Genomic DNA, 18170 nt, shown 5'->3' with positions numbered 1-18170 from the left:
TTTGGATATGCTTATTTATTTTTCAAAAATTTACTAACCTCCCGATTCTTCGCATTCAACACTTCAATCGTTTCTTGATTCTGTTCTTTCGAGATGTGCAGATATAACTCGGTCGTCTCAGTTGAAGCATGTCCGAGTAACCGACTGATCTTCGTGATTTTGACATCGGCGTTATAGAGTTCCGTTGCAAAGCTGTGACGGAGTACATGGCTCGTGATTCCAAAGCCGAGCTGTTCTTTCGACACTTCCAAGAGATATTCATTCACATAGTTTGCGCGGACTTTTGACCCGTTCGGCATGATGAACAAGTATGGCGAGTCCTTGTCTAGTTTTGGTCGTTCGATTTGGATATAACGCTCCAACGATTTTCGGATCCGTTCGGTCATCGGCACTTCCCGCATTTTATTCCCCTTCCCATGTCGGATGATTAAGTCGTTCGACTCAAACGAAACATCCTCGAGTTTTAAATCTAACGTCTCACTGATTCGGAAGCCGGCGTCACAACCAATCAAAAAAATATTATACAATGTCGCATTGTGCGCATGGTGTAATAGCTGGTTCACTTGTTCTCGGCTTAAACTGACGGATTGCCGTTTTGCTTCGGCACCGGATACATTGACGAATACAAATGGATTACGTGTGATCCACCCTTGATTGACCGCATAGACCATGAAGGTTTTAAGCACACTCACATATTTTTTGATTGTGTTGTATGCTCGCTCCTCATATATAAGTTTGTCTCGATATGAGAACGCGTGTGCCTCGTCCACGTCTTTCAGAAACACCACATTCGACTGTTGCATCATCTGCTCAAATCGGCGTAACGTGTTCCGATACGTCTTCACCGTCTCAGGGGAGCGTCGTTGCCGCACCTCCACATCTTTCAGATAACGCGTGATTGCTTCTTTGATTTGAATCGGTTCCATGTTGTTCACTCCTTCGAATACAACTCTTCTCGCAACTCACGTTGAACATCGGCCTTATACGCCCGCAATCGGCTCGCGGAGTAGTCGAGCGTCTGTTCCGTGCCGTCAATCAGGTGACAGAGAAGTTCGAAGTGGCGTGGGGTTAAATTCTTGCGCTGTTCGTCTAACCAGTCGATCAGATGGCGCTCGGATGACATGCATTGCTCGGGAATCCGTTCGGCAGCGACCTCATGTTTCAAGTGTCGGGCGTTCTTTTGTTGATGATTCAAGATGGCTCCACGGATGCGTTGGAAACAGTACGTCTTCGACAGCGTGCAGCCTCGGTTCAAGGCTTCCCATAGGGCGATGCGGGCGATTTGAACGCAGTCGTCTTGCTCGTTCGGGTGGATGTTCAAGTGGCGGATGACGTAATGGATCATCGGCTCCCATTCTGTGATTTGTTCGTCAATCGTTTTCATGTTCGGTTCTTTTCCGAGCGCTCTTTCGTATTCCTAGGTTAGAGCGAGTATAAACGCTATTCTTCTCCTTTCTGTCGTTGTTACACCAATGCTTAACGCCTCTGTCACCTTAATCCCCATGTTATCGGAGATATCCCCTGGGCTTATGTGTGATAAGGGCGGTCGCTAGGCGGGGGGAATAGCGTTTCTTTCCTGCAGGCGTTGTATTAACCAGCGAAATGATACGAGTGACCAGTTTTGCTGAGAGTTCGATCCATCTTTAGAACCCGACTTTTGTTATTTCATACAAGTTGTACATACATTGATACACGCAAGAATGTGGAGGTACAGCGCCTTCCTGTTCTTGCGTTTTTTATGTTTTGAACGAAGCGAAATCACGGGAAATAGGGCGGTCATGACTCGTCCTCTTGATTCACACCATCAAAGAAATGTCTTGGCGTCTGGAATTCTTGTGCTATGCTTTTGGTGGAAAACTGTCAAAGGTGGAATGCATGATGACGGAACGACAGCAAAAGTTACTCGCGTTGTTACAACATAAGGAATGGATGTCGACGAAGGATATCGCCTGGGCGCTCCACTGTTCGGAGCGGACGGTGCGGACCGAGCTACGGACGCTCGAGAAATTGTCCGAGGTACAGATTGAGACGAGTCGGGGGAAAGGGGTGCGGCTCCTTGAGAACCATTACGTCCCGATGCAGGAGACGGCGCACGACGAGGGACGCGTCGAACAAATCCTCATCCGACTCTTGTTTGACGAGATTGCGTCACCTGCCGCAATCGCCAGCACATTCTATATCAGTGAAGCGACGGTCAAACAGGACATCGATGCGATCGAACAGATGGTAGAGGATGCTCATTTAACGTTTGATCGCCGATATTGTCGTATCGAAGGGGAAGAGCTCGTCAGACGGGAATGGTTGACCCAACTGTTGGTGAAGACTCGTTCGCGACAGTCCCACGCGCAAGACGTGAGACTCGTCGAAGATTTCCTGACAGGTTGGGAGAGGGAGGTAAACAAACAATATGCGGATACGGCGTCCGAACTCTTACAGGCACGTCTTCTCGTGTCGCTCAAACGGATACGGCGCCGCGCCTATGTGACCCTCTCGTCAACAGGGTTCGAGGTGGCACGTGCGACACGCGGGTTTGATGCCCTGATGCGACAAGTGGATACGCTGGAACAATCACTCGGGATGAAGATCCCGGCAGAAGAGCGGGCTTACTTCATGCTGGCGCTATCGGGTGCGCAAGAGTTCAACCCGTCCGAAGACCATGTGACGCCAGAAGTCGCACGAGCCGCCAATCGGTTCGCCCTCGCCGTGAACGGGACGATTTACGGGGGTGCCTTACAGCGAGAGTTATATCGGTCGCTCCTTGCCCACATCCGGCCAATGGTATATCGCCAACTAATCAAAGCGTATGTACAAAATCCGCTCCTCGATCAAATCAAACGGCGCTTCACGGCCACTTATGCGGCCGTCTTGCGACATGCCTCGATCTTAGAGAGCGAGCTCGACCTTTACGTCACCGAAGATGAAGTCGGATTCTTGACGCTCCATTTCCAGACGATGCTCGAAGAACGTCGGCGCCAGGAGAAGAAGCGGATCCTACTCGTCTGTACATACGGGATGGGGACGAGCAAGTTGATTGCGGCGCGACTGCACAACCAGTTTCACGACTCAATTCACATCGTCGCCTATTCGTCGCTACGTGAGCTTGAGAAACAAGTTCGGGAGCATCAACCCGATTTGATCGTATCGACGGTCCAGCTAGAGGAACGGACAATCCCGGTACATGTCGTCTCTGCCGTCTTGACCGAGCAAGACGTGAATCAGTTGCGTCAGCTGATCGGGGTGAACGGGAACTCGTACGCGACCATCGCCTCCCTCATCGAGCACGTTCAATTCGTCGATGACGTCCTGTCACGCGGACACGCGTTGCATGTGTTGATGGATGCGGCACAAATTGACGAACAGTATTCTGAAAGCGTATACAACCGGGAACGGAACGGTTCGACCTCGATCGGACAGAGTGTCGCCATCCCACACGGGGACCCGGAACTGGCGACGACGAACCGAATCGACGTGCTCGTGTCGCGGACCCCGATCGCCTGGGGGGACGAACAGGTCCGCCTCATTTTCCTTCTGCAATTCCGTGATTCGGATCAAACCTTCTCGACCCACTTGTTCGAAGAGATTGCCGCATTGACAGAGAACCCAAAGCTCGTTCGGGAACTGGTCGAGTCGAAAGACCCGCGTGCCTTCCGTAACTTGCTGTTGCCGTAGCCAACGGCAAAACATCATCTGAAACCCCTTTCATATTCGAGTAAAGTATACGTGTAGCCAAGCATAAATCCATTCAATGTGAAAGGGGAAATCGCTATGAAGATTGTTGCCATCACCGCTTGTCCGGTCGGCATCGCCCATACGTATATGGCCGCTGAAAAGTTGTCTAAGACGGGTGCGGAGCTCGGACATGACGTTAAAGTCGAGACGCACGGATCAATCGGGATCGAGAACGGATTGACCGAACAGGAGATTAAAGAAGCAGACGGTGTCATCATCGCCGCGGACAAGGCGGTCGACTTGGACCGTTTCGCTGGGAAACGGATCGTCGTCGTCCCGGTCGCCGAGGCGATCAAGCAACCAGCCGAACTGATCGAGCGCGTCAAGACAGCTCCGGTCCAAAAAGGAACGGCGAAGGACGTCAAGAAAGAGAAAGACGGGAACATCGTCTATCGGGCGCTCATGAACGGTGTGAGCCATATGATCCCGTTCGTCGTGGTCGGGGGATTATTGATCGCCTTGGCGCTCGCCATCGGGGGAGAGCCGACCGCGAACGGTCTGGCCATTCCGGAAGGGTCGGTCTGGCAGAAAGTGCTCGATGTCGGGTCGGCATCGTTCATGTTCATGGTACCGATCCTTGCCGGGTATATCGCCTATGCCATCGCCGACCGTCCGGCACTCGCGCCGGGAATCGTCGGGGGATACATTGCGGCGAACGGTAGCTTTTATGGGTCCGAAGCCGGAGCCGGGTTCCTCGGGGGAATCTTGGCAGGTTTCGCAGCCGGGTATCTCGTCCGTTGGATCAAGACGTGGAAAGTTCCACAGATGATTCAACCGATCATGCCGATTCTCGTCATTCCAATCATCAGCATGGTCGCCATCGCCGCGCTCTTCATCTTCGTCGTCGGCGCACCGATTGCCGGACTCATGGACGGCCTGACGTCCATGCTCCAAGGGATGGAAGGGTCGAGTAAGATTGTGCTCGGTCTCTTACTAGGTGCCATGATCGCCTTCGATATGGGGGGACCGGTCAATAAAGTCGCCTTCCTATTCGGTGCATCGATGATCGCCGAAGGACAGACGGGAATCATGGGGGCGATTGCCGTTGCCATCTGTATCCCACCGCTTGGGATGGGCATCGCGACATTCCTTCGTAAAAAGCTGTTCGTGAAAGAAGAACAGGAAGCAGGAAAGGCGGCTTTCATGATGGGGCTTGTTGGGATCACGGAAGGGGCCATCCCGTTCGCGGCAGGTGACCCACTCCGCGTCATTCCGGCCAATATGATCGGCGCCATGGTCGGTGCGGCCATCGCCATAACGGTCGGTGTGACGAATAACGTGCCTCACGGGGGACCGGTCGTGGCGGTGCTCGGTGCTGTCGACAATGTCATCATGTTCTTCGTGTCGGTCCTCATCGGCTCGCTCATTACGGCGTTCACGACCATCTTCTTGAAAGAGCGTGCTCAGCGGAAAAACGTAAAGTCAGAATCATTGAAACAAGTTAGCTAAGGGAGAGATCGAGATGAAACTTATGGATTACATGGAAGAATCACTGATCGAACTTGATTTGGATGTCACTTCACGGGAAGAAGCGTTCGATGTATTGACGCATAAACTGGAAGGTGTCGGTTATCTGAACGACCGATTGTCGTACTTGGAGGCATTGGAGCGTCGGGAAGCGCTCAGTTCGACCGGCATCGGCTTTGAAGTCGCCATTCCGCACGGGAAGACGGACGCTGTCAAACGTCCTGTCATCGCATTCGCGAAAGCACGGAACGGCATCGAGTGGGACAGCCTCGACGGGGAACCGGCCAAACTGATTTTCATGATTGGAGTCCCCGAGGCAGCCGAAGGGGACGAACACTTACGGATGCTCGCCCTCTTGAGCCGACGTCTCATCGATGATGAGTTTCGTCGTCATCTACAAGAGGCGACGACGGTCGAGGACGTCATGGCACAACTTGAAACGGTACATGCGTAAACCGGTAGGGCGCTCAAAGAGAGCGTCCTCTTGGTGTAGACATCGAAATGGGGGAATGAATCATGATCTTGACATGCACACCAGTCTTTCAGGAACGACTTTGGGGAGGGCGTAAGCTCGAGACGACGTTCGAGTATGACTTGCCACAAGGGAACATCGGCGAGTGTTGGGGCATCTCGGCCCATCCGAACGGGATGAGCGTTGTCACTTCCGGCCAGTTTGCGGGGAATACGCTCGCGGAACTGTGGGAGGAGAAACGCGAGTTGTTCGGCGCCTACACGCTCGACAGCTTCCCGCTCCTCGTCAAACTGCTCGATGCGGCGGACGACTTGTCCGTCCAGGTCCACCCGAACGATGAGGAAGCGATGCGTCTAGAAGGAGAACCGTACGGGAAGACGGAATGTTGGTACGTCGTCGAGGCGGAATCGGGCGCGGAATTGATTCTCGGGCACACGGCGGAGACGAAAGAACAGTTGGCCGAGGCGATTATGCACGGTGAGTGGGACACGTTGTTACGTCGTCAACCGGTGAAGGCGGGCGATTTCATTTTCGTACCGAGCGGGACGATCCATGCGATCGGGGAAGGGATCGTCATCCTCGAGACGCAACAGTCTTCGGACACGACATACAGGGTATATGACTTTGACCGGACAGATGATGAAGGGAATGTCCGTACGCTTCATCTCGATCAAGCGATTGAAGTGACGACGGTACCGGATAAACCGACAATCGTCCATCCGACGACGAAAGACGTGACGGGTGGGACGGTTCAGACATTGATTGAGACGGACGAGTTCAACGTCTATCGGATGGACGTCGCAGATGGCTTCATGCTCCTGCCACTGGACCGATTCCGACTTGTCAGCGTACTCGATGGGACAGGTACGCTAGATGGGATACAGCTTGAGAAGGGCGACCATCTCGTCGTGACGGTAAGTGACCAACCACGCATCGTGACCGGTAGCATGGAGTTAATTGTAAGCGATTGCAATGTGAAGTGACCATGACATCATTACTAGAAAGGGGAGCCATCTATGTTTGGAGCGATTGAATTAGGAGGTACGAAAATCGTCTGTGGGATCGGGACGGAAACGGGGGACATCATCCGTCACGCTTCCATTCCGACGACCGATCCGGAAGAGACGATGGCAAGCGTGTTCGCGTTCTTTGAAGGAGAGACGATCGAGGCGCTCGGCGTCGGCACGTTCGGTCCGGTCGATTTGAACCCGGCGAGTGAGACGTATGGACACATCACGACGACACCGAAAGTGAAATGGGCGAACTATCCCCTCTATGACGTGTTGAAGGCACATTTTCAAGTTCCGATCGTGCTCGATACCGACGTGAACGGGGCGGCGTTCGGGGAGATGACGTTCGGCGGGGCGACAGACGTCTCGAGTTGTCTCTACATGACGGTCGGGACCGGGATCGGGGCAGGAGCCGTCATTGATGGTGAACTCGTCCATGGGATGGGGCATCCGGAGATGGGACATATGGTGGTCCGTCGTCATCCGGATGACATGTCGACAGGTGTCTGTCCGTATCACGGGGACTGTCTCGAAGGGCTGGCGTCAGGTCCTGCCATCGAGGCGAGACATGGGAAGAAGGCGCACTTGCTCGACCCGACCGATTCGGCGTGGGACATCGAGGCAGATTATCTGGCACAGGCGCTCGTCAATATCGCTCTCATTCTGGCACCGGAACGGATGATTCTCGGCGGTGGTGTCATGAAGCAGTCACATCTGTTCCCGAAAGTGCGCGAAGCGTTTCGACAGAAGATGAACGGCTACATCCAAAACCCGTTTGTAGATGACGTGGAGACGTATATCGTCCCACCGACACTCGGCGACTTCGCCGGGTTAAAAGGGGCGCTCGCCCTCGCAATCAAGAAGGGGGATGTCGTGCATGCCGGGCGTTGACATGTCGGTCCGTGAGTTAGAGGCTTACCGATCGGGCGTCACGATGCCGGACGATTTTGATGTGTTTTGGGAGCGAGAGCTCGAGACGTTGCGGGAGGTTCCGATGCAGATCGAGCGGAATCCAATCCCCGCTTACGTCCGGAACGTTGAGATGGAACAAGTCCGCTATATGTCGCATGGGGCAATCGTACATAAGGCGACGTTCATCAAACCAAAAACAATCGACCGCTCGCTTCCCGTCGTCGTCCTCTATCACGGGTACAACTGGAATACGCACGAGCCTCACATCGCCATGAAATATGTCGTGCAAGGAATGGCGGTGCTTCTCGTTGAGACACGCGACCAAGGGATGGACTCGGAGCAGTCCGTGCTCATGCCGTTAGGGGGTGCCGCCGGATGGATGACGCGAGGGATTTTCAAGAAGGAGACGTATTATTATACGCGTGTCATGCTGGATGCGGTCCGTGCGCTCGATGTCGCCCTCATGCTGTCGGGTGCGAAATCAGCAATCGTCGAAGGGGGGAGCCAGGGCGGTGGCATCGCACTCGGCGTCAGCGCCTTGCATCCGAAAGTGAAGGCCGCCTTGATCGATATCCCGTTCCTCTGTGATATGCCGAGAGGGGTCGAGCTGGCGACGGACGGGCCGTATTTAGAAATCTCGCACTACTTCAAAGTACACGATCCTCTTCATGAATCGGAAGACCTCTTGTATGACACGCTTCGGTATGTCGACGGGGTTAATTTCGCAAGACGCATCACTTGTCCCGTCATGGTCGGGGTCGGACTCTTGGATGAGGTGTGTCCTCCGTCGACCGGTTATGCGCTATTCCGTGAACTCTCCGGTGAGAAGGCGTTCCGCGTCTATCCGGAATATGGACACGGTCTCTCGAGCCGCCACGAGGAAGAAAAACTGAAGTTTCTGGCACCGTTGTTGTAACGACTCCGTCGAATTTGACGGAGTTTTTTTCATTCGGCACGGACAAGTCAGACCTCGTCCGTATATTGGGACAATGGAACTAGTCAGCAATTGAGAAGAACGTAAGAAGAGTCGCTTTATTCTCAAAATGAAAATAATTTTCAATAAATTCCATAAAAGTAAAATGGTTATTTTTACCTAGCACCTTCTATGCTATGTTGTTTTTTTGACACTCCCACGGCTGAAGCCGCAAGCTCACCCTTTGGGATGAGTGGGATTCTGAAGTACTTATGCGAGCGCAGTCCATTTCTGTTTTGCTCAAACCTTCAGATAAGGGTGTGTCATCACCCCTCCTGAGACAGACCCTATAGGTTCTCAGGCTGGTTGACTGTCACCATCAACCACAGGTGCGGTTCGGATGTTCATCGCACCGACGATGTCTCTGTGTTTCTTGAATCCGCACGGACACGAATAGGTCCGGTCTTTCGCTTTATTCAGTTTTCCGCAAGAAGGGCATGTCTTAGATGTGTATGCCGGGTCGACATACTCGACCTTGATCCCTTCTAGCTTCGCCTTGTATTCGATAAATATTGCCAAGCGATAGAACGACCATGTATGCAGATTCTTATTGTGTTTACGTCTTGTTCTTGCCGTCTGTCGGATGTTCGCCAATTTCTCGAGGCGAATAACAGAAATGTTATTTTCTTTTGCAAAATTGACGATTTCACGGCTCACCTTGTGATCTTTGTCTTTCATGTAACGTTGTTCTTTATTGTTCAGATTTTTGATTGCGTTCAGCTTTCTCTTTTGTCTGAGCTCTTTTCGTTTCGCCCGAAACTTACGCTTCATATATTTGTTCTCGCGACCGTTCCCAAAGAACTTCGCCTTGCCACAATCAGTCGATGCGACTGCTGGGACTTTTAAGCCTACATCCACACCGAGAACCTTCGTATCTGTCTTTTTAGCTGTAGGGACTGTGACGGCGATTTGGGCCGTCCATTTATTCGACTTCTTCGTGATACGAAGCGTACCCAGCTTGTTGTTCAGAAGGGAGAAGTTTCGATTGTCTCGATCGATCATCTCGGCACGGATGGCTGTTCTTTTAACATTCCCGTCTATCATGATTGGAAGAAAAATGGATTCGAAATCAAACGAATAGTTTTGATTGTTCCACGTGCAATAAGGTTTTTTCAGAACCGGAATGACTTTGTATTTCGACTTCTTCACTTTCCGGAAGACACTCTGGGCATCTTTGATGGCCTGGTTCTTGACGGCGCTAGGCAAGGGCGAGTAGACACTTTTACTCGTCAACTTGAGCGTCGCCCGGACTTCCACCATATCCGAGACAAGTCGATTTGTCGTCTCGATGTAGGTCTTCATCATCTCCTCTAAGATAAGCTGCTGTTCTTTTGTTGGTATCAGTTTTATGTTGACTGTCAACGTCTGAGACACGGTGTCACCCCCTTGATTTGATCTGCAGGGCTAAGAGTTGGTGTGGCATTGAGGAAAATATATGTATGATCTTTGCCACATTCTAAGGCACAGTGATTATCTCTAATTCTTCACATATCTCTCGCACCAACTCTTTGAAACGTGTTTCTACATCGGCACGGAGAAATATTTTTCTTCGATATCGAGGACACAAAACAAAATGATAGTTGATCAAGGACACGGTCGTATTGGTTATTCTATATTAATTTATACACATATTATAATCTGTTATATACATAAACTGAAACAATTGTGTGGAACATATAGATTACAATTTTAAAATACTTGAAGTATCAAAGGCCTTCTTATTTTTGGTGGTACACTATACCTGACTTCAAGTTCATCTCATCTCTGAAGGAGTGGGCTTACCCGCTCGGAATTTATGTAGACGATTACTTTTTAGGAAGAGCGAATGGGATGAATAAACGTAAAGTAGTCGGTACGACACTGAGCCTCACATTGTCAGGAAGTCTATTACCGATGCAAGAGGCAACGGCTGAGGAAACGATGAAAGTCATCGACGCCTCAGGTGACGAGATGCACGTCGGGAGCATCAACTAACTTACCAATCAGAAGCAACTCATCATCTTCAACGAACAGTTCAGCTACTACACGGAGACGAATCCGGCAAGTACGGAAGTCGTGCTCGAAAAAGTCGGAATCAACATGTACACGGCGATGGAGAAGAGGGGTGGAAATAGTCAGATTCCAGAGAACGGTCTCGTCTTATAAACGGGGAAAGACACACGGCGCGAGATGAACAGTCTGTATATGCCGAAACAGGCGATGGATAAACAAGCGGGGCGTGCGCTCGCCAAGGAGATCCAGCGTCTCGAGAAGGCGGCGAGACAGCAGACGCTCAAAATCGAGGAAATCCATCGAATCGAGCAATCGTTAGACGTGATGAAAGAACAGGACCAGATTGAGCCGGTTTTATATGACCGCTTACAATCACGGACAGCTGACATGAAACAATGGCTACAATACGCCATCGATCGTCAAGGGCTCTAACCATTGGACTCGTCTCTGAAAAGGGGCGAGTTTTCATTTAGAAAATCATTTTCATTTTGATTTTAGTATTGCAAATAGATTTCTAAGACGATATGATGAATTTGTGAAAACGCTTTCTATTTTATCTCGGGGAGGAAATGAAAGATGAAAAAACGTACGAAACAACTCGCGGCGAGCGCATCGATCGCTGCCTTGTCAGTCGGCTTGATGGCTTGTAGCAATGAAGAGTCTGGGAGCAGTTCGGCATCGAGTGACGGCGAACTGTCAGGGAAGGTGACGATGTGGACGGCCTCACTCGCAGGGGAGCCATTCGATTCGTATTTTGACGAGATTGAAAAAGAGTTTGAAGAGATGCATCCAGACGTGGATGTCGTCATCGAGGACGTGCCACAAAACGAGATGGAGCAAAAAGTACTGACATCTCTAACAGGTAGCGATGTCCCGGACGTCGTCAACTTGAACCCACACTACATGTCGAACATCGCAGCACAGGGCGGATTGCTCGAACTTGACGACATGTTGTCGGAAGAAGCGAAAACGGCTTACGTGGATGGTCCATACAAGTCTGGCATGTTCGAAGAAAAACTGTACGCACTTCCTTGGTATTTGACGACGACGGTCTCTTGGTACAACGGGGACCACTTCGAACAGGCGGGAATCAAAGAAGTCCCGACTTCGACAGAGGGTATTTATGAAGCGTCAAAAATGTTGACGGACAAGACGGGCAAACCGGCGTTCTATCCGGTCATCAATGACGGAAACGCCATCATGGAGAAGATGGTCTCGATTGCAGGTGAACCGATCGTCGAGGATGGGAAAGCGACATTCGCCGACAATGCAGATATCATCAACTACTTCGAGACGATGCAAAAAATGTATGACGAAGGGTTGATCCCGCAAGAAGCGGCAGAAGGATCAATCAAGACAGGCCAAGAACTCTATATGGCAGGCAATACATCATTACTCGAAGGAGGCGTCACATTCCTCGGACCGGTCGAGAGCGGTGCACCAGATATCTATGAAGTCTCAAAAGCAGGACAACCGCTTGAAGCGTCAGACGCACCGGTCAACGTCGCGGTCATGAACTTCGCCGTACCGGCGAAGACGAAGAACAAAGAGGCAGCGGTCGCATTCGCCGAGTTTGTCACGAATGCTGACAACCAACTCGAATTCGCGAAGACGGCCGGAACTGTCCTTCCATCGACGAAAGCATCACTCGAGGACGACTACTTCACGAATCCGGGTGACTCACCGAAAGCGCTCGGGATGATGGAAGCTTCGAAATCACTTGAACGTGCCGAGGTTCTCGTTCCACCGACTGAGAACAGTGCGGAACTTCGTGAGGCGACGAAGAACATCTTCGTACAAAACTTGCAAGGAAAGATGTCAGGTAAAGAAGCAGTAGAAGCACTTGCGAAAGCTTGGGATGACGCGTTCGAGAAATCTGGAGAGAGCGTGACATTCTAAACGTTGAGAGCTGAATCAAAAGGAGACCCCTCTTTTGGTTCAGCTCGTTTTATTGGAAGGAGACCTGAAGATGAATAAAGAGAATATAGCACTCCCTGTATCGGTCACGAAAACGAAGGCCGTCAGACGGAAGAAGAAAAACCTCCTCACCCCTTGGCTGTTCTTACTCCCATCGATTCTCGTGCTCGGCACGTTCCTCGTCATTCCAATCGTCGAGGCGTTCCATTGGAGTTTGTTGGACTATAAAATCATTGCGGGGACTGGAGAGTTCGTCGGACTCGCCAACTTCAAAGAGATTTTTACAGATACGTCGTTTTGGCTCGCGTTATGGAACACGATTTTATTTTTGATTATCGTCCTTCCATTGAATATCTTTTTGCCAATGATTTTAGCAGTTCTCGTCAATCAGGCCATCAAAGGCGTCTCGACGTTCCGCATCTTGTATTACTTGCCGGTCGTCACGCCGATGGTCGTCGCCGCCCTCATGTGGAAGATGCTGTACTCACAGAGCGGACCGGTCTCGTCGATCTTCGTATCGCTCGGTCTGTTTGACAATCCGACAAACTTACTCGTCCAAAGCTCGACCGCCCTCGTCGCGGTATCCGCGATCACGGTGTGGAAAGGCTTGGGCTACTACATGATCATCTACTTGGCAGGGCTTCAATCGATCTCGAAAGATGTGTATGAATCTGCTGAGATCGACGGGGCGAACGCCTTCCAAAAATTCTGGCGCATCACCGTGCCGATGCTGACACCGTCTGTCACGCTCGTATCGGTCATGACGATCATCGCCGGGATGAAAGTGTTCGAAGAAATCGCCTTGACGACAGGTGGCGGTCCGGCTGGCGCGACCACGACGCTCGTCATGTACATCTACAACAAATTCATGTCACTGGACGTCAGTATCGCATCCGCCGCTGGTGTCGTCCTGCTCCTTCTCGCAATCGGCGCTTCGTTGCTTCAGATGAAGTTGACGAGTTCACGAGAAGAAGATTTACGGGCATAAAGGAGAAGTGAAGATGAAACGTAAACAAACGACACAAAAAATCATGCTGTATTTATTGATGATTTTCATTTCGGTCATCACGGTCGGACCATTCCTTATCACGTTGTTCATGGCACTCAAGTCGCCAGGGGAAAGCATATACGGGACGATCTATCCGACTGACCCGACACTTGCGAACTTCACTGATTCGTTCTCGAAAGCGAACTTCGGGCTCTACTTTTTGAATACGTTCATCGTGACGGCGATCGCCATCCCGTTGAACTTGCTCTTCTGTAGCCTCGCGGCATATCCGCTCGCACGGATGGACTTCCGGGGAAGAGGCGTCGTCCTCTCGCTCATCATTGCGACGATGATGGTCCCGTTCCAACTGTACATGGCGCCACTTTTCCAACTCGCGGGAGAGCTCGGTCTACGCAACTCTTACATCGGGCTTGTCGTGATGCAGGTGGCGACGGCATTTGGTATTTACTTGATGCGCCAAGCTTACTTACGCATCCCGAAAGAGCTTGAAGAGTCGGCATACCTAGACGGGGCGAACCGCTTCCAAGTCTGGTATCGCGTTGCATTGCCACTCGTCAAACCGACGCTCGTCACATTGGCGATCTTCACGTTCATGGGGACGTGGGGCGACTACTTGTGGCCGCTCCTCAACTCGACGGAGAGCAGCATGTACACGCTCTCGATCGGATTGGCGCAACTGTCACAAAACTTCGATGGCTCGAACTTGAAACTGATTAGCGCGGCGTCGATTTTGACGACGATCCCGACATTGATTTTATTCATGGCGCTCCAAAAATACTTTATCTCCGGTGCGACAGATGGCGCCGTGAAAGGTTAAGAGAGAAAGGACGCGGAAGAGATGATTCACTACGCAGGGCACGAAATCAAGGTAGTACGAGACGTCGGGTGTGTCGTCGTTGGCGGCGGGACGTCTGGCGTGACGGCGGCCTATACGGCAGCGAACGAAGGAATCGACACCCTTCTTATTGAAAAGACGATTGCACTCGGGGGGACGCAGACGAACGCGCTCGTCTCTCCGATGATGCCGACGCACGTCCAGCCACGGGGCGTCAATCGTCACATTTTAGACCGATTGGAAGAACGCGGCGTCAAAACCGACGATGGGACGACGAATTGTAGGTGGTTCAACGTCGAGACGCTCACTTCGGTGCTAGATGAGCTGTTGGAACAGGTCGGATGTCAGGTGTTATACGATGCCGTCGTCATCGATGTGATGAAAGACGAGGACACGATCACCCATCTGATCGTCCAGACATGCGCCGGTCTCGTCGCAATCAAGACGCAGACGGTCATCGATGCTTCGGCGGATGCCGTCATCGCGCGTGTGTCGGGCATCCCGACAACTTCTGGTGACGAGAATGGACATAACCAACAGATGACGTTCCGCTTTGAGATGGGTGGCGTCGACCTCAGTCGCCTCAGAGCGTATGTACTCGGGCTCGGCGAAACGTTCTGTCAGATCGAAGACCCGGACTTCTTTGAAATCGTCATGGTCCCGGGAAAAGGACATGTGCTCGAACCGTTATTCCGAGACGGATTGGAGACAGGCGAACTCACGACTGACGATTTGAAATACTTCCAAGGGTTCACACAACCGGGCAAACCCGGCGTCTTCTCCTTCAACTGTCCTCACATCCCAGGATTGACGGACACGACCGACCCGTTCGCCCGCTCTGAAGCGGTGCGCATCGGACGACGGATGATGCAACGACTCAGCCGGTTCTTGGTCCGTCATTTACCCGGATTCGAGTCTGCGTTCTTATTAAAAGAAGCGACACAGCTCGGCATCCGTGAGTCGTATCGGATTCAAGGACAATATGTGTTGTCGGAGACGGACTATGCGAATCGGGCCCGCTTCCATGACGCCATTGCCAAAGGCGACTGGTACGTCGATGTGCATCGTGTCAAAGGAGACGAGGCGCTACCGAAGAAATACACGGCGGGCGAATATTACGAAATCCCGTATCGGTCACTCATCGTGAACGACGTGACGAATGTCATCTTCGCCGGACGACATATCTCGAGCACGTTCCTCATGCAGGCCTCTCTTCGGATTCAACCGACGCTCCGTGACGTCGGGGAAGCGACGGGACTCGCCGTCGCACTCGCGTTGAAAACGAAAACAGCGCTGAATGGACTCGACGGCAGCTTGATCCGGGAACGAATGGAGGTCCTTCAATGAAACAAGTGCATGTCTTGAATCATACGCATTGGGACCGGGAATGGTACGAATCGTTCGAATCGTTCCGTTTCAAACTGACGGAAGGGTTGCGCTATGTCGTCGATCGCCTGCAGGCCGGGCAATTCGATAACTTCTTTTTAGACGGACAGACGATCGTGCTCGATGATTATCGGGAAGTGGTCAGTGCGGACGAATATGAACAGCTCCTTGAGTGGATTCGCGCAGGCAAGATTGAGGTCGGACCATGGTACTTGCTCGCCGACGAGTTTTTAGTGGCAGGAGAGTCACTCATTCAAAACTTGAAGATCGGGACGAAGATGGCACGAACGCTCGGATCAAAACATGATATCGGTTATTTACCGGATACGTTCGGACATATCGGACAGATGCCGCAGATTCTAGAACAGTTCGGAATCGGTCATGCCATCCTTTGGCGTGGCGCCGTCTCGGATGCATTCGAGAATACATGGGTCGCACCGAACGGTTCGCACGTCAAGACGTTCGTCCTTCCGTTGTTCGAGGGTTATTACCAGACGTTTTTAAAACATGAGGCGTTTCAGGAAGAGATGGCGGACTATGTGAAGCGGAACGAACCGTTCGTGAAAAGTGGGCATTACTTGGTCATGAACGGGGCTGATCATACGTTCACGGCGCCGGACATCAAGGACCGACTCGACGCCATCGATTTGCCGGTCCGTCAATCGCTCATGTCCGACTATATGGACGCGGTAGCGGGCCATCGTCCGACAACCACGATTCACGGCGAACAACGGGACCCGTCAAAAATCTTCATCCTACCCGGTGTTCTCTCGACACGGACGTATCTGAAGCGTGACAATCAACTCGTCGAGGACGAGGCGCTCAACACGCTCGGATTTTTGAACGCTTTCCTCGGGACGGAGACACGAAACGATTCATTTCGCGAGTACGTCTGGAAGCTGATTTTACAAAACCAACCTCACGACAGCATCTGCGGATGTAGCATCGATGCGGTCCATGAAGAGATGGAGACGCGTACGGCGCGGGCACTCGCTGCCATGAGACAGTTTGAACAAAGTCAGCTCGACAAACATTATCCAGCGCCATATTTCGGTGAGGGCTATAATGACCAGCTCGTGGTGATCTCGACCGTACCGGTCAAACGGACGCTTCCAATCGAAACAACGATTCGGATCCCGAAACGACTCGACCTCGGACACATCCGCCTTCGCATGAACGAACAGCAGATCGAGGCTGACATTTTACGTCGGGAAGAGAAAGAAGTGTTCCTACGACACATTTTGGCAGAGCCGCATTATGAGGAGTATGTCGAATATGACGTCGTCTTTTCCATCCCGGTCGACGGGGCGGGCGCTTACGTATGTGAGATTGAACGGCTCGAAGCAGAAGTCGGACCGCTTGATCAAACGAAAGACACCATCGAGAACGCGTTCATAAAAGTCGAAGTGGACGGCGATGGCTTGACGATCACCGATATAGCGAGCGGGACACGTTATCCAGGGCAACACGTCTTCTACTCGAGTCTCGATGCGGGCGATACGTATAACTATTCACCGCCACTTGAAGACCGTTTGTCAATAGCGACACTGCTTCATGCGACGGTGGAGCGTGGTCAAGCCCATCAAACGATGCGGCTCGAATATGCGTTGACCGTCCCGGCTTCTTTGAATGATTCACGTCAAACAGGAAGCGAACAGATGGTGACGATGCCGATCACGACGACGGTCACGCTCAATGAACGAGATCCGCTCATCCGCTTCAAGACGACGGTAGATAACAAGGCACAAGACCACAAGCTCCGTGTCGCCTTTGATGTCGGAACGTGCGAAGTCACGACAGCGGACACGGCGTTTGATTGGAACGAACGGGAGACGCTTCGGGATAAGCGATTGGATGCCGGGAAAAATGAAGAGTGCGTCATGGCGCAAGCACCGACGTATTCGTTCGTTCAGGCGAATGTGCACACCCTCGTCCATCGCGGTTTGCAAGAATACGAAGTGAGCACATATGACGGCCGAGACGTCTTGGAGCTGACGATGCTCCGTGCGGTCGGCTGGCTGTCGCGACGGGACTTGCGCACGCGAGGAAACGGGGCGGGCCCCGGATTTGAAGTGCCGGGTGCCCAATGCTTGCGGACCGACACATTCGAATATGGACTGTTGTTGAATCGAAAAGAGGAGGCTTCGACACACATCACGAGCTTCCGTCGCCGTCCGGTCATTCATCAAACACGCGCGGCGACACCGCGACATTGGTTCACGATGACAGGTGGCGTATTCTCGAGTGTGACAGGAATCGAACCGAACGTCAGCGAGATTCGCCTGTTCAATCCGACGATGGAATGCGTTCCGGTTACCATGATGTTCGAACAACAGGTAACATTAGAGAGAGTAACGTTAACAGGAGACGTCATCGAACAAGTGGACGACACGTTCACGGTCCGACCGAAAGACATCGTGACGATCCGGGTGACGAGCGAAGAGAAATAGACTTTAACGAAGAAGGTG

General features: G+C 51.9%; 16 protein-coding genes and 1 pseudogene. 13 read left to right on the top strand and 4 right to left on the bottom strand.

Annotated features, from left to right (window positions below; all coding sequences use genetic code 11):
• Positions 1-11 precede the first annotated feature (11 nt).
• Complete coding sequence (locus tag KNO75_RS08430) at positions 12-926, bottom strand: tyrosine-type recombinase/integrase (RefSeq protein WP_214821054.1); 915 nt, start codon at positions 924-926, stop codon at positions 12-14.
• Between the two features lie 5 nt (positions 927-931).
• Positions 932-1384 (bottom strand): sigma factor, encoded by a 453-nt coding sequence (locus tag KNO75_RS08425; RefSeq protein WP_214821052.1) that lies wholly within the window; start codon positions 1382-1384, stop codon positions 932-934.
• Positions 1385-1878: 494 nt separating this feature from the next.
• Between KNO75_RS08425 and KNO75_RS08420 the strand changes: the two genes are divergently transcribed.
• From KNO75_RS08420 to KNO75_RS08395, 6 genes are all read left to right on the top strand, one after another.
• Entirely contained in the window at positions 1879-3669 is a 1791-nt protein-coding gene (locus KNO75_RS08420; RefSeq protein ID WP_214821050.1) for a BglG family transcription antiterminator, read from the top strand.
• 96 nt (positions 3670-3765) lie between these two features.
• Entirely contained in the window at positions 3766-5178 is a 1413-nt protein-coding gene (locus KNO75_RS08415) for a PTS fructose transporter subunit IIC (RefSeq protein WP_214821048.1), read from the top strand.
• 13 nt (positions 5179-5191) lie between these two features.
• Positions 5192-5650 (top strand): PTS sugar transporter subunit IIA, encoded by a 459-nt coding sequence (locus tag KNO75_RS08410; RefSeq protein WP_214821046.1) that lies wholly within the window; start codon positions 5192-5194, stop codon positions 5648-5650.
• 62 nt (positions 5651-5712) lie between these two features.
• Positions 5713-6651 carry a mannose-6-phosphate isomerase, class I gene (manA, locus tag KNO75_RS08405; protein ID WP_214821044.1) on the top strand — a complete coding sequence of 313 codons (939 nt, stop codon included), beginning with the start codon at positions 5713-5715 and terminating at the stop codon, positions 6649-6651.
• A gap of 33 nt (positions 6652-6684) precedes the next feature.
• Complete coding sequence (locus tag KNO75_RS08400; RefSeq protein ID WP_214821042.1) at positions 6685-7569, top strand: ROK family protein; 885 nt, start codon at positions 6685-6687, stop codon at positions 7567-7569.
• Entirely contained in the window at positions 7556-8506 is a 951-nt protein-coding gene (locus KNO75_RS08395) for an acetylxylan esterase (protein ID WP_214821040.1), read from the top strand. The genes KNO75_RS08400 and KNO75_RS08395 overlap by 14 nt, the downstream gene beginning before the upstream one ends.
• Positions 8507-8860: 354 nt before the next feature.
• Here the strand turns inward: KNO75_RS08395 and KNO75_RS08390 are convergent, their stop codons facing one another.
• Both KNO75_RS08390 and tnpA read right to left on the bottom strand, forming a co-directional pair.
• Positions 8861-9937 (bottom strand): RNA-guided endonuclease InsQ/TnpB family protein, encoded by a 1077-nt coding sequence (locus KNO75_RS08390; RefSeq protein WP_214821038.1) that lies wholly within the window; start codon positions 9935-9937, stop codon positions 8861-8863.
• 2 nt (positions 9938-9939) lie between these two features.
• Positions 9940-10172: pseudogene (gene tnpA / locus KNO75_RS08385) on the bottom strand (IS200/IS605 family transposase); the annotation flags it as partial.
• A gap of 221 nt (positions 10173-10393) precedes the next feature.
• Between tnpA and KNO75_RS08380 the strand changes: the two are divergent.
• The 7 genes from KNO75_RS08380 to KNO75_RS08350 all read left to right on the top strand — a co-directional run bounded on the left by KNO75_RS08380 (position 10394) and on the right by KNO75_RS08350 (position 18152).
• Positions 10394-10537, top strand: coding sequence for a hypothetical protein (locus KNO75_RS08380; protein WP_214821036.1), 144 nt, complete (start codon positions 10394-10396; stop codon positions 10535-10537).
• Between the two features lie 195 nt (positions 10538-10732).
• Complete coding sequence (locus KNO75_RS08375) at positions 10733-10987, top strand: hypothetical protein (RefSeq protein WP_214821033.1); 255 nt, start codon at positions 10733-10735, stop codon at positions 10985-10987.
• A 144-nt stretch (positions 10988-11131) separates the two neighbouring features.
• Positions 11132-12454: an ABC transporter substrate-binding protein gene (locus tag KNO75_RS08370; RefSeq protein WP_214821031.1), complete on the top strand. Its 1323-nt coding sequence runs from the start codon at positions 11132-11134 to the stop codon at positions 12452-12454.
• A 70-nt stretch (positions 12455-12524) separates the two neighbouring features.
• Positions 12525-13460, top strand: a complete 936-nt coding sequence (locus KNO75_RS08365; RefSeq protein WP_214821029.1) for a carbohydrate ABC transporter permease — start codon at positions 12525-12527, stop codon at positions 13458-13460.
• A 13-nt stretch (positions 13461-13473) separates the two neighbouring features.
• Entirely contained in the window at positions 13474-14298 is an 825-nt protein-coding gene (locus tag KNO75_RS08360) for a carbohydrate ABC transporter permease (protein ID WP_196431207.1), read from the top strand.
• A 21-nt stretch (positions 14299-14319) separates the two neighbouring features.
• Positions 14320-15663, top strand: a complete 1344-nt coding sequence (locus KNO75_RS08355) for an FAD-dependent oxidoreductase (RefSeq protein WP_214821027.1) — start codon at positions 14320-14322, stop codon at positions 15661-15663.
• Positions 15660-18152, top strand: coding sequence for a glycoside hydrolase family 38 N-terminal domain-containing protein (locus KNO75_RS08350; RefSeq protein WP_214821025.1), 2493 nt, complete (start codon positions 15660-15662; stop codon positions 18150-18152). The genes KNO75_RS08355 and KNO75_RS08350 overlap by 4 nt, the downstream gene beginning before the upstream one ends.
• Positions 18153-18170: the final 18 nt, after the last annotated feature.

Source organism: Exiguobacterium sp. s35 (assembly GCF_018617535.1).
GTDB classification, from domain to species: domain Bacteria; phylum Bacillota; class Bacilli; order Exiguobacteriales; family Exiguobacteriaceae; genus Exiguobacterium; species Exiguobacterium aestuarii.
This window is presented reverse-complemented; position numbering and strand designations above follow the sequence as displayed.

Excerpts from the sequence above, each read along its gene's own strand:
- KNO75_RS08430 (WP_214821054.1), bottom strand. The coding sequence starts at position 926 with ATGGAACCGATTCAAATCAAAGAAGCAATCACGCGTTATCTGAAAGAT.
- KNO75_RS08425 (WP_214821052.1), bottom strand. The coding sequence starts at position 1,384 with ATGAAAACGATTGACGAACAAATCACAGAATGGGAGCCGATGATCCAT.
- KNO75_RS08420 (WP_214821050.1), top strand. The coding sequence starts at position 1,879 with ATGACGGAACGACAGCAAAAGTTACTCGCGTTGTTACAACATAAGGAA.
- KNO75_RS08415 (WP_214821048.1), top strand. The coding sequence starts at position 3,766 with ATGAAGATTGTTGCCATCACCGCTTGTCCGGTCGGCATCGCCCATACG.
- KNO75_RS08410 (WP_214821046.1), top strand. The coding sequence starts at position 5,192 with ATGAAACTTATGGATTACATGGAAGAATCACTGATCGAACTTGATTTG.
- manA (WP_214821044.1), top strand. The coding sequence starts at position 5,713 with ATGATCTTGACATGCACACCAGTCTTTCAGGAACGACTTTGGGGAGGG.
- KNO75_RS08400 (WP_214821042.1), top strand. The coding sequence starts at position 6,685 with ATGTTTGGAGCGATTGAATTAGGAGGTACGAAAATCGTCTGTGGGATC.
- KNO75_RS08395 (WP_214821040.1), top strand. The coding sequence starts at position 7,556 with ATGCCGGGCGTTGACATGTCGGTCCGTGAGTTAGAGGCTTACCGATCG.
- KNO75_RS08380 (WP_214821036.1), top strand. The coding sequence starts at position 10,394 with ATGAATAAACGTAAAGTAGTCGGTACGACACTGAGCCTCACATTGTCA.
- KNO75_RS08375 (WP_214821033.1), top strand. The coding sequence starts at position 10,733 with ATGAACAGTCTGTATATGCCGAAACAGGCGATGGATAAACAAGCGGGG.
- KNO75_RS08370 (WP_214821031.1), top strand. The coding sequence starts at position 11,132 with ATGAAAAAACGTACGAAACAACTCGCGGCGAGCGCATCGATCGCTGCC.
- KNO75_RS08365 (WP_214821029.1), top strand. The coding sequence starts at position 12,525 with ATGAATAAAGAGAATATAGCACTCCCTGTATCGGTCACGAAAACGAAG.
- KNO75_RS08360 (WP_196431207.1), top strand. The coding sequence starts at position 13,474 with ATGAAACGTAAACAAACGACACAAAAAATCATGCTGTATTTATTGATG.
- KNO75_RS08355 (WP_214821027.1), top strand. The coding sequence starts at position 14,320 with ATGATTCACTACGCAGGGCACGAAATCAAGGTAGTACGAGACGTCGGG.
- KNO75_RS08350 (WP_214821025.1), top strand. The coding sequence starts at position 15,660 with ATGAAACAAGTGCATGTCTTGAATCATACGCATTGGGACCGGGAATGG.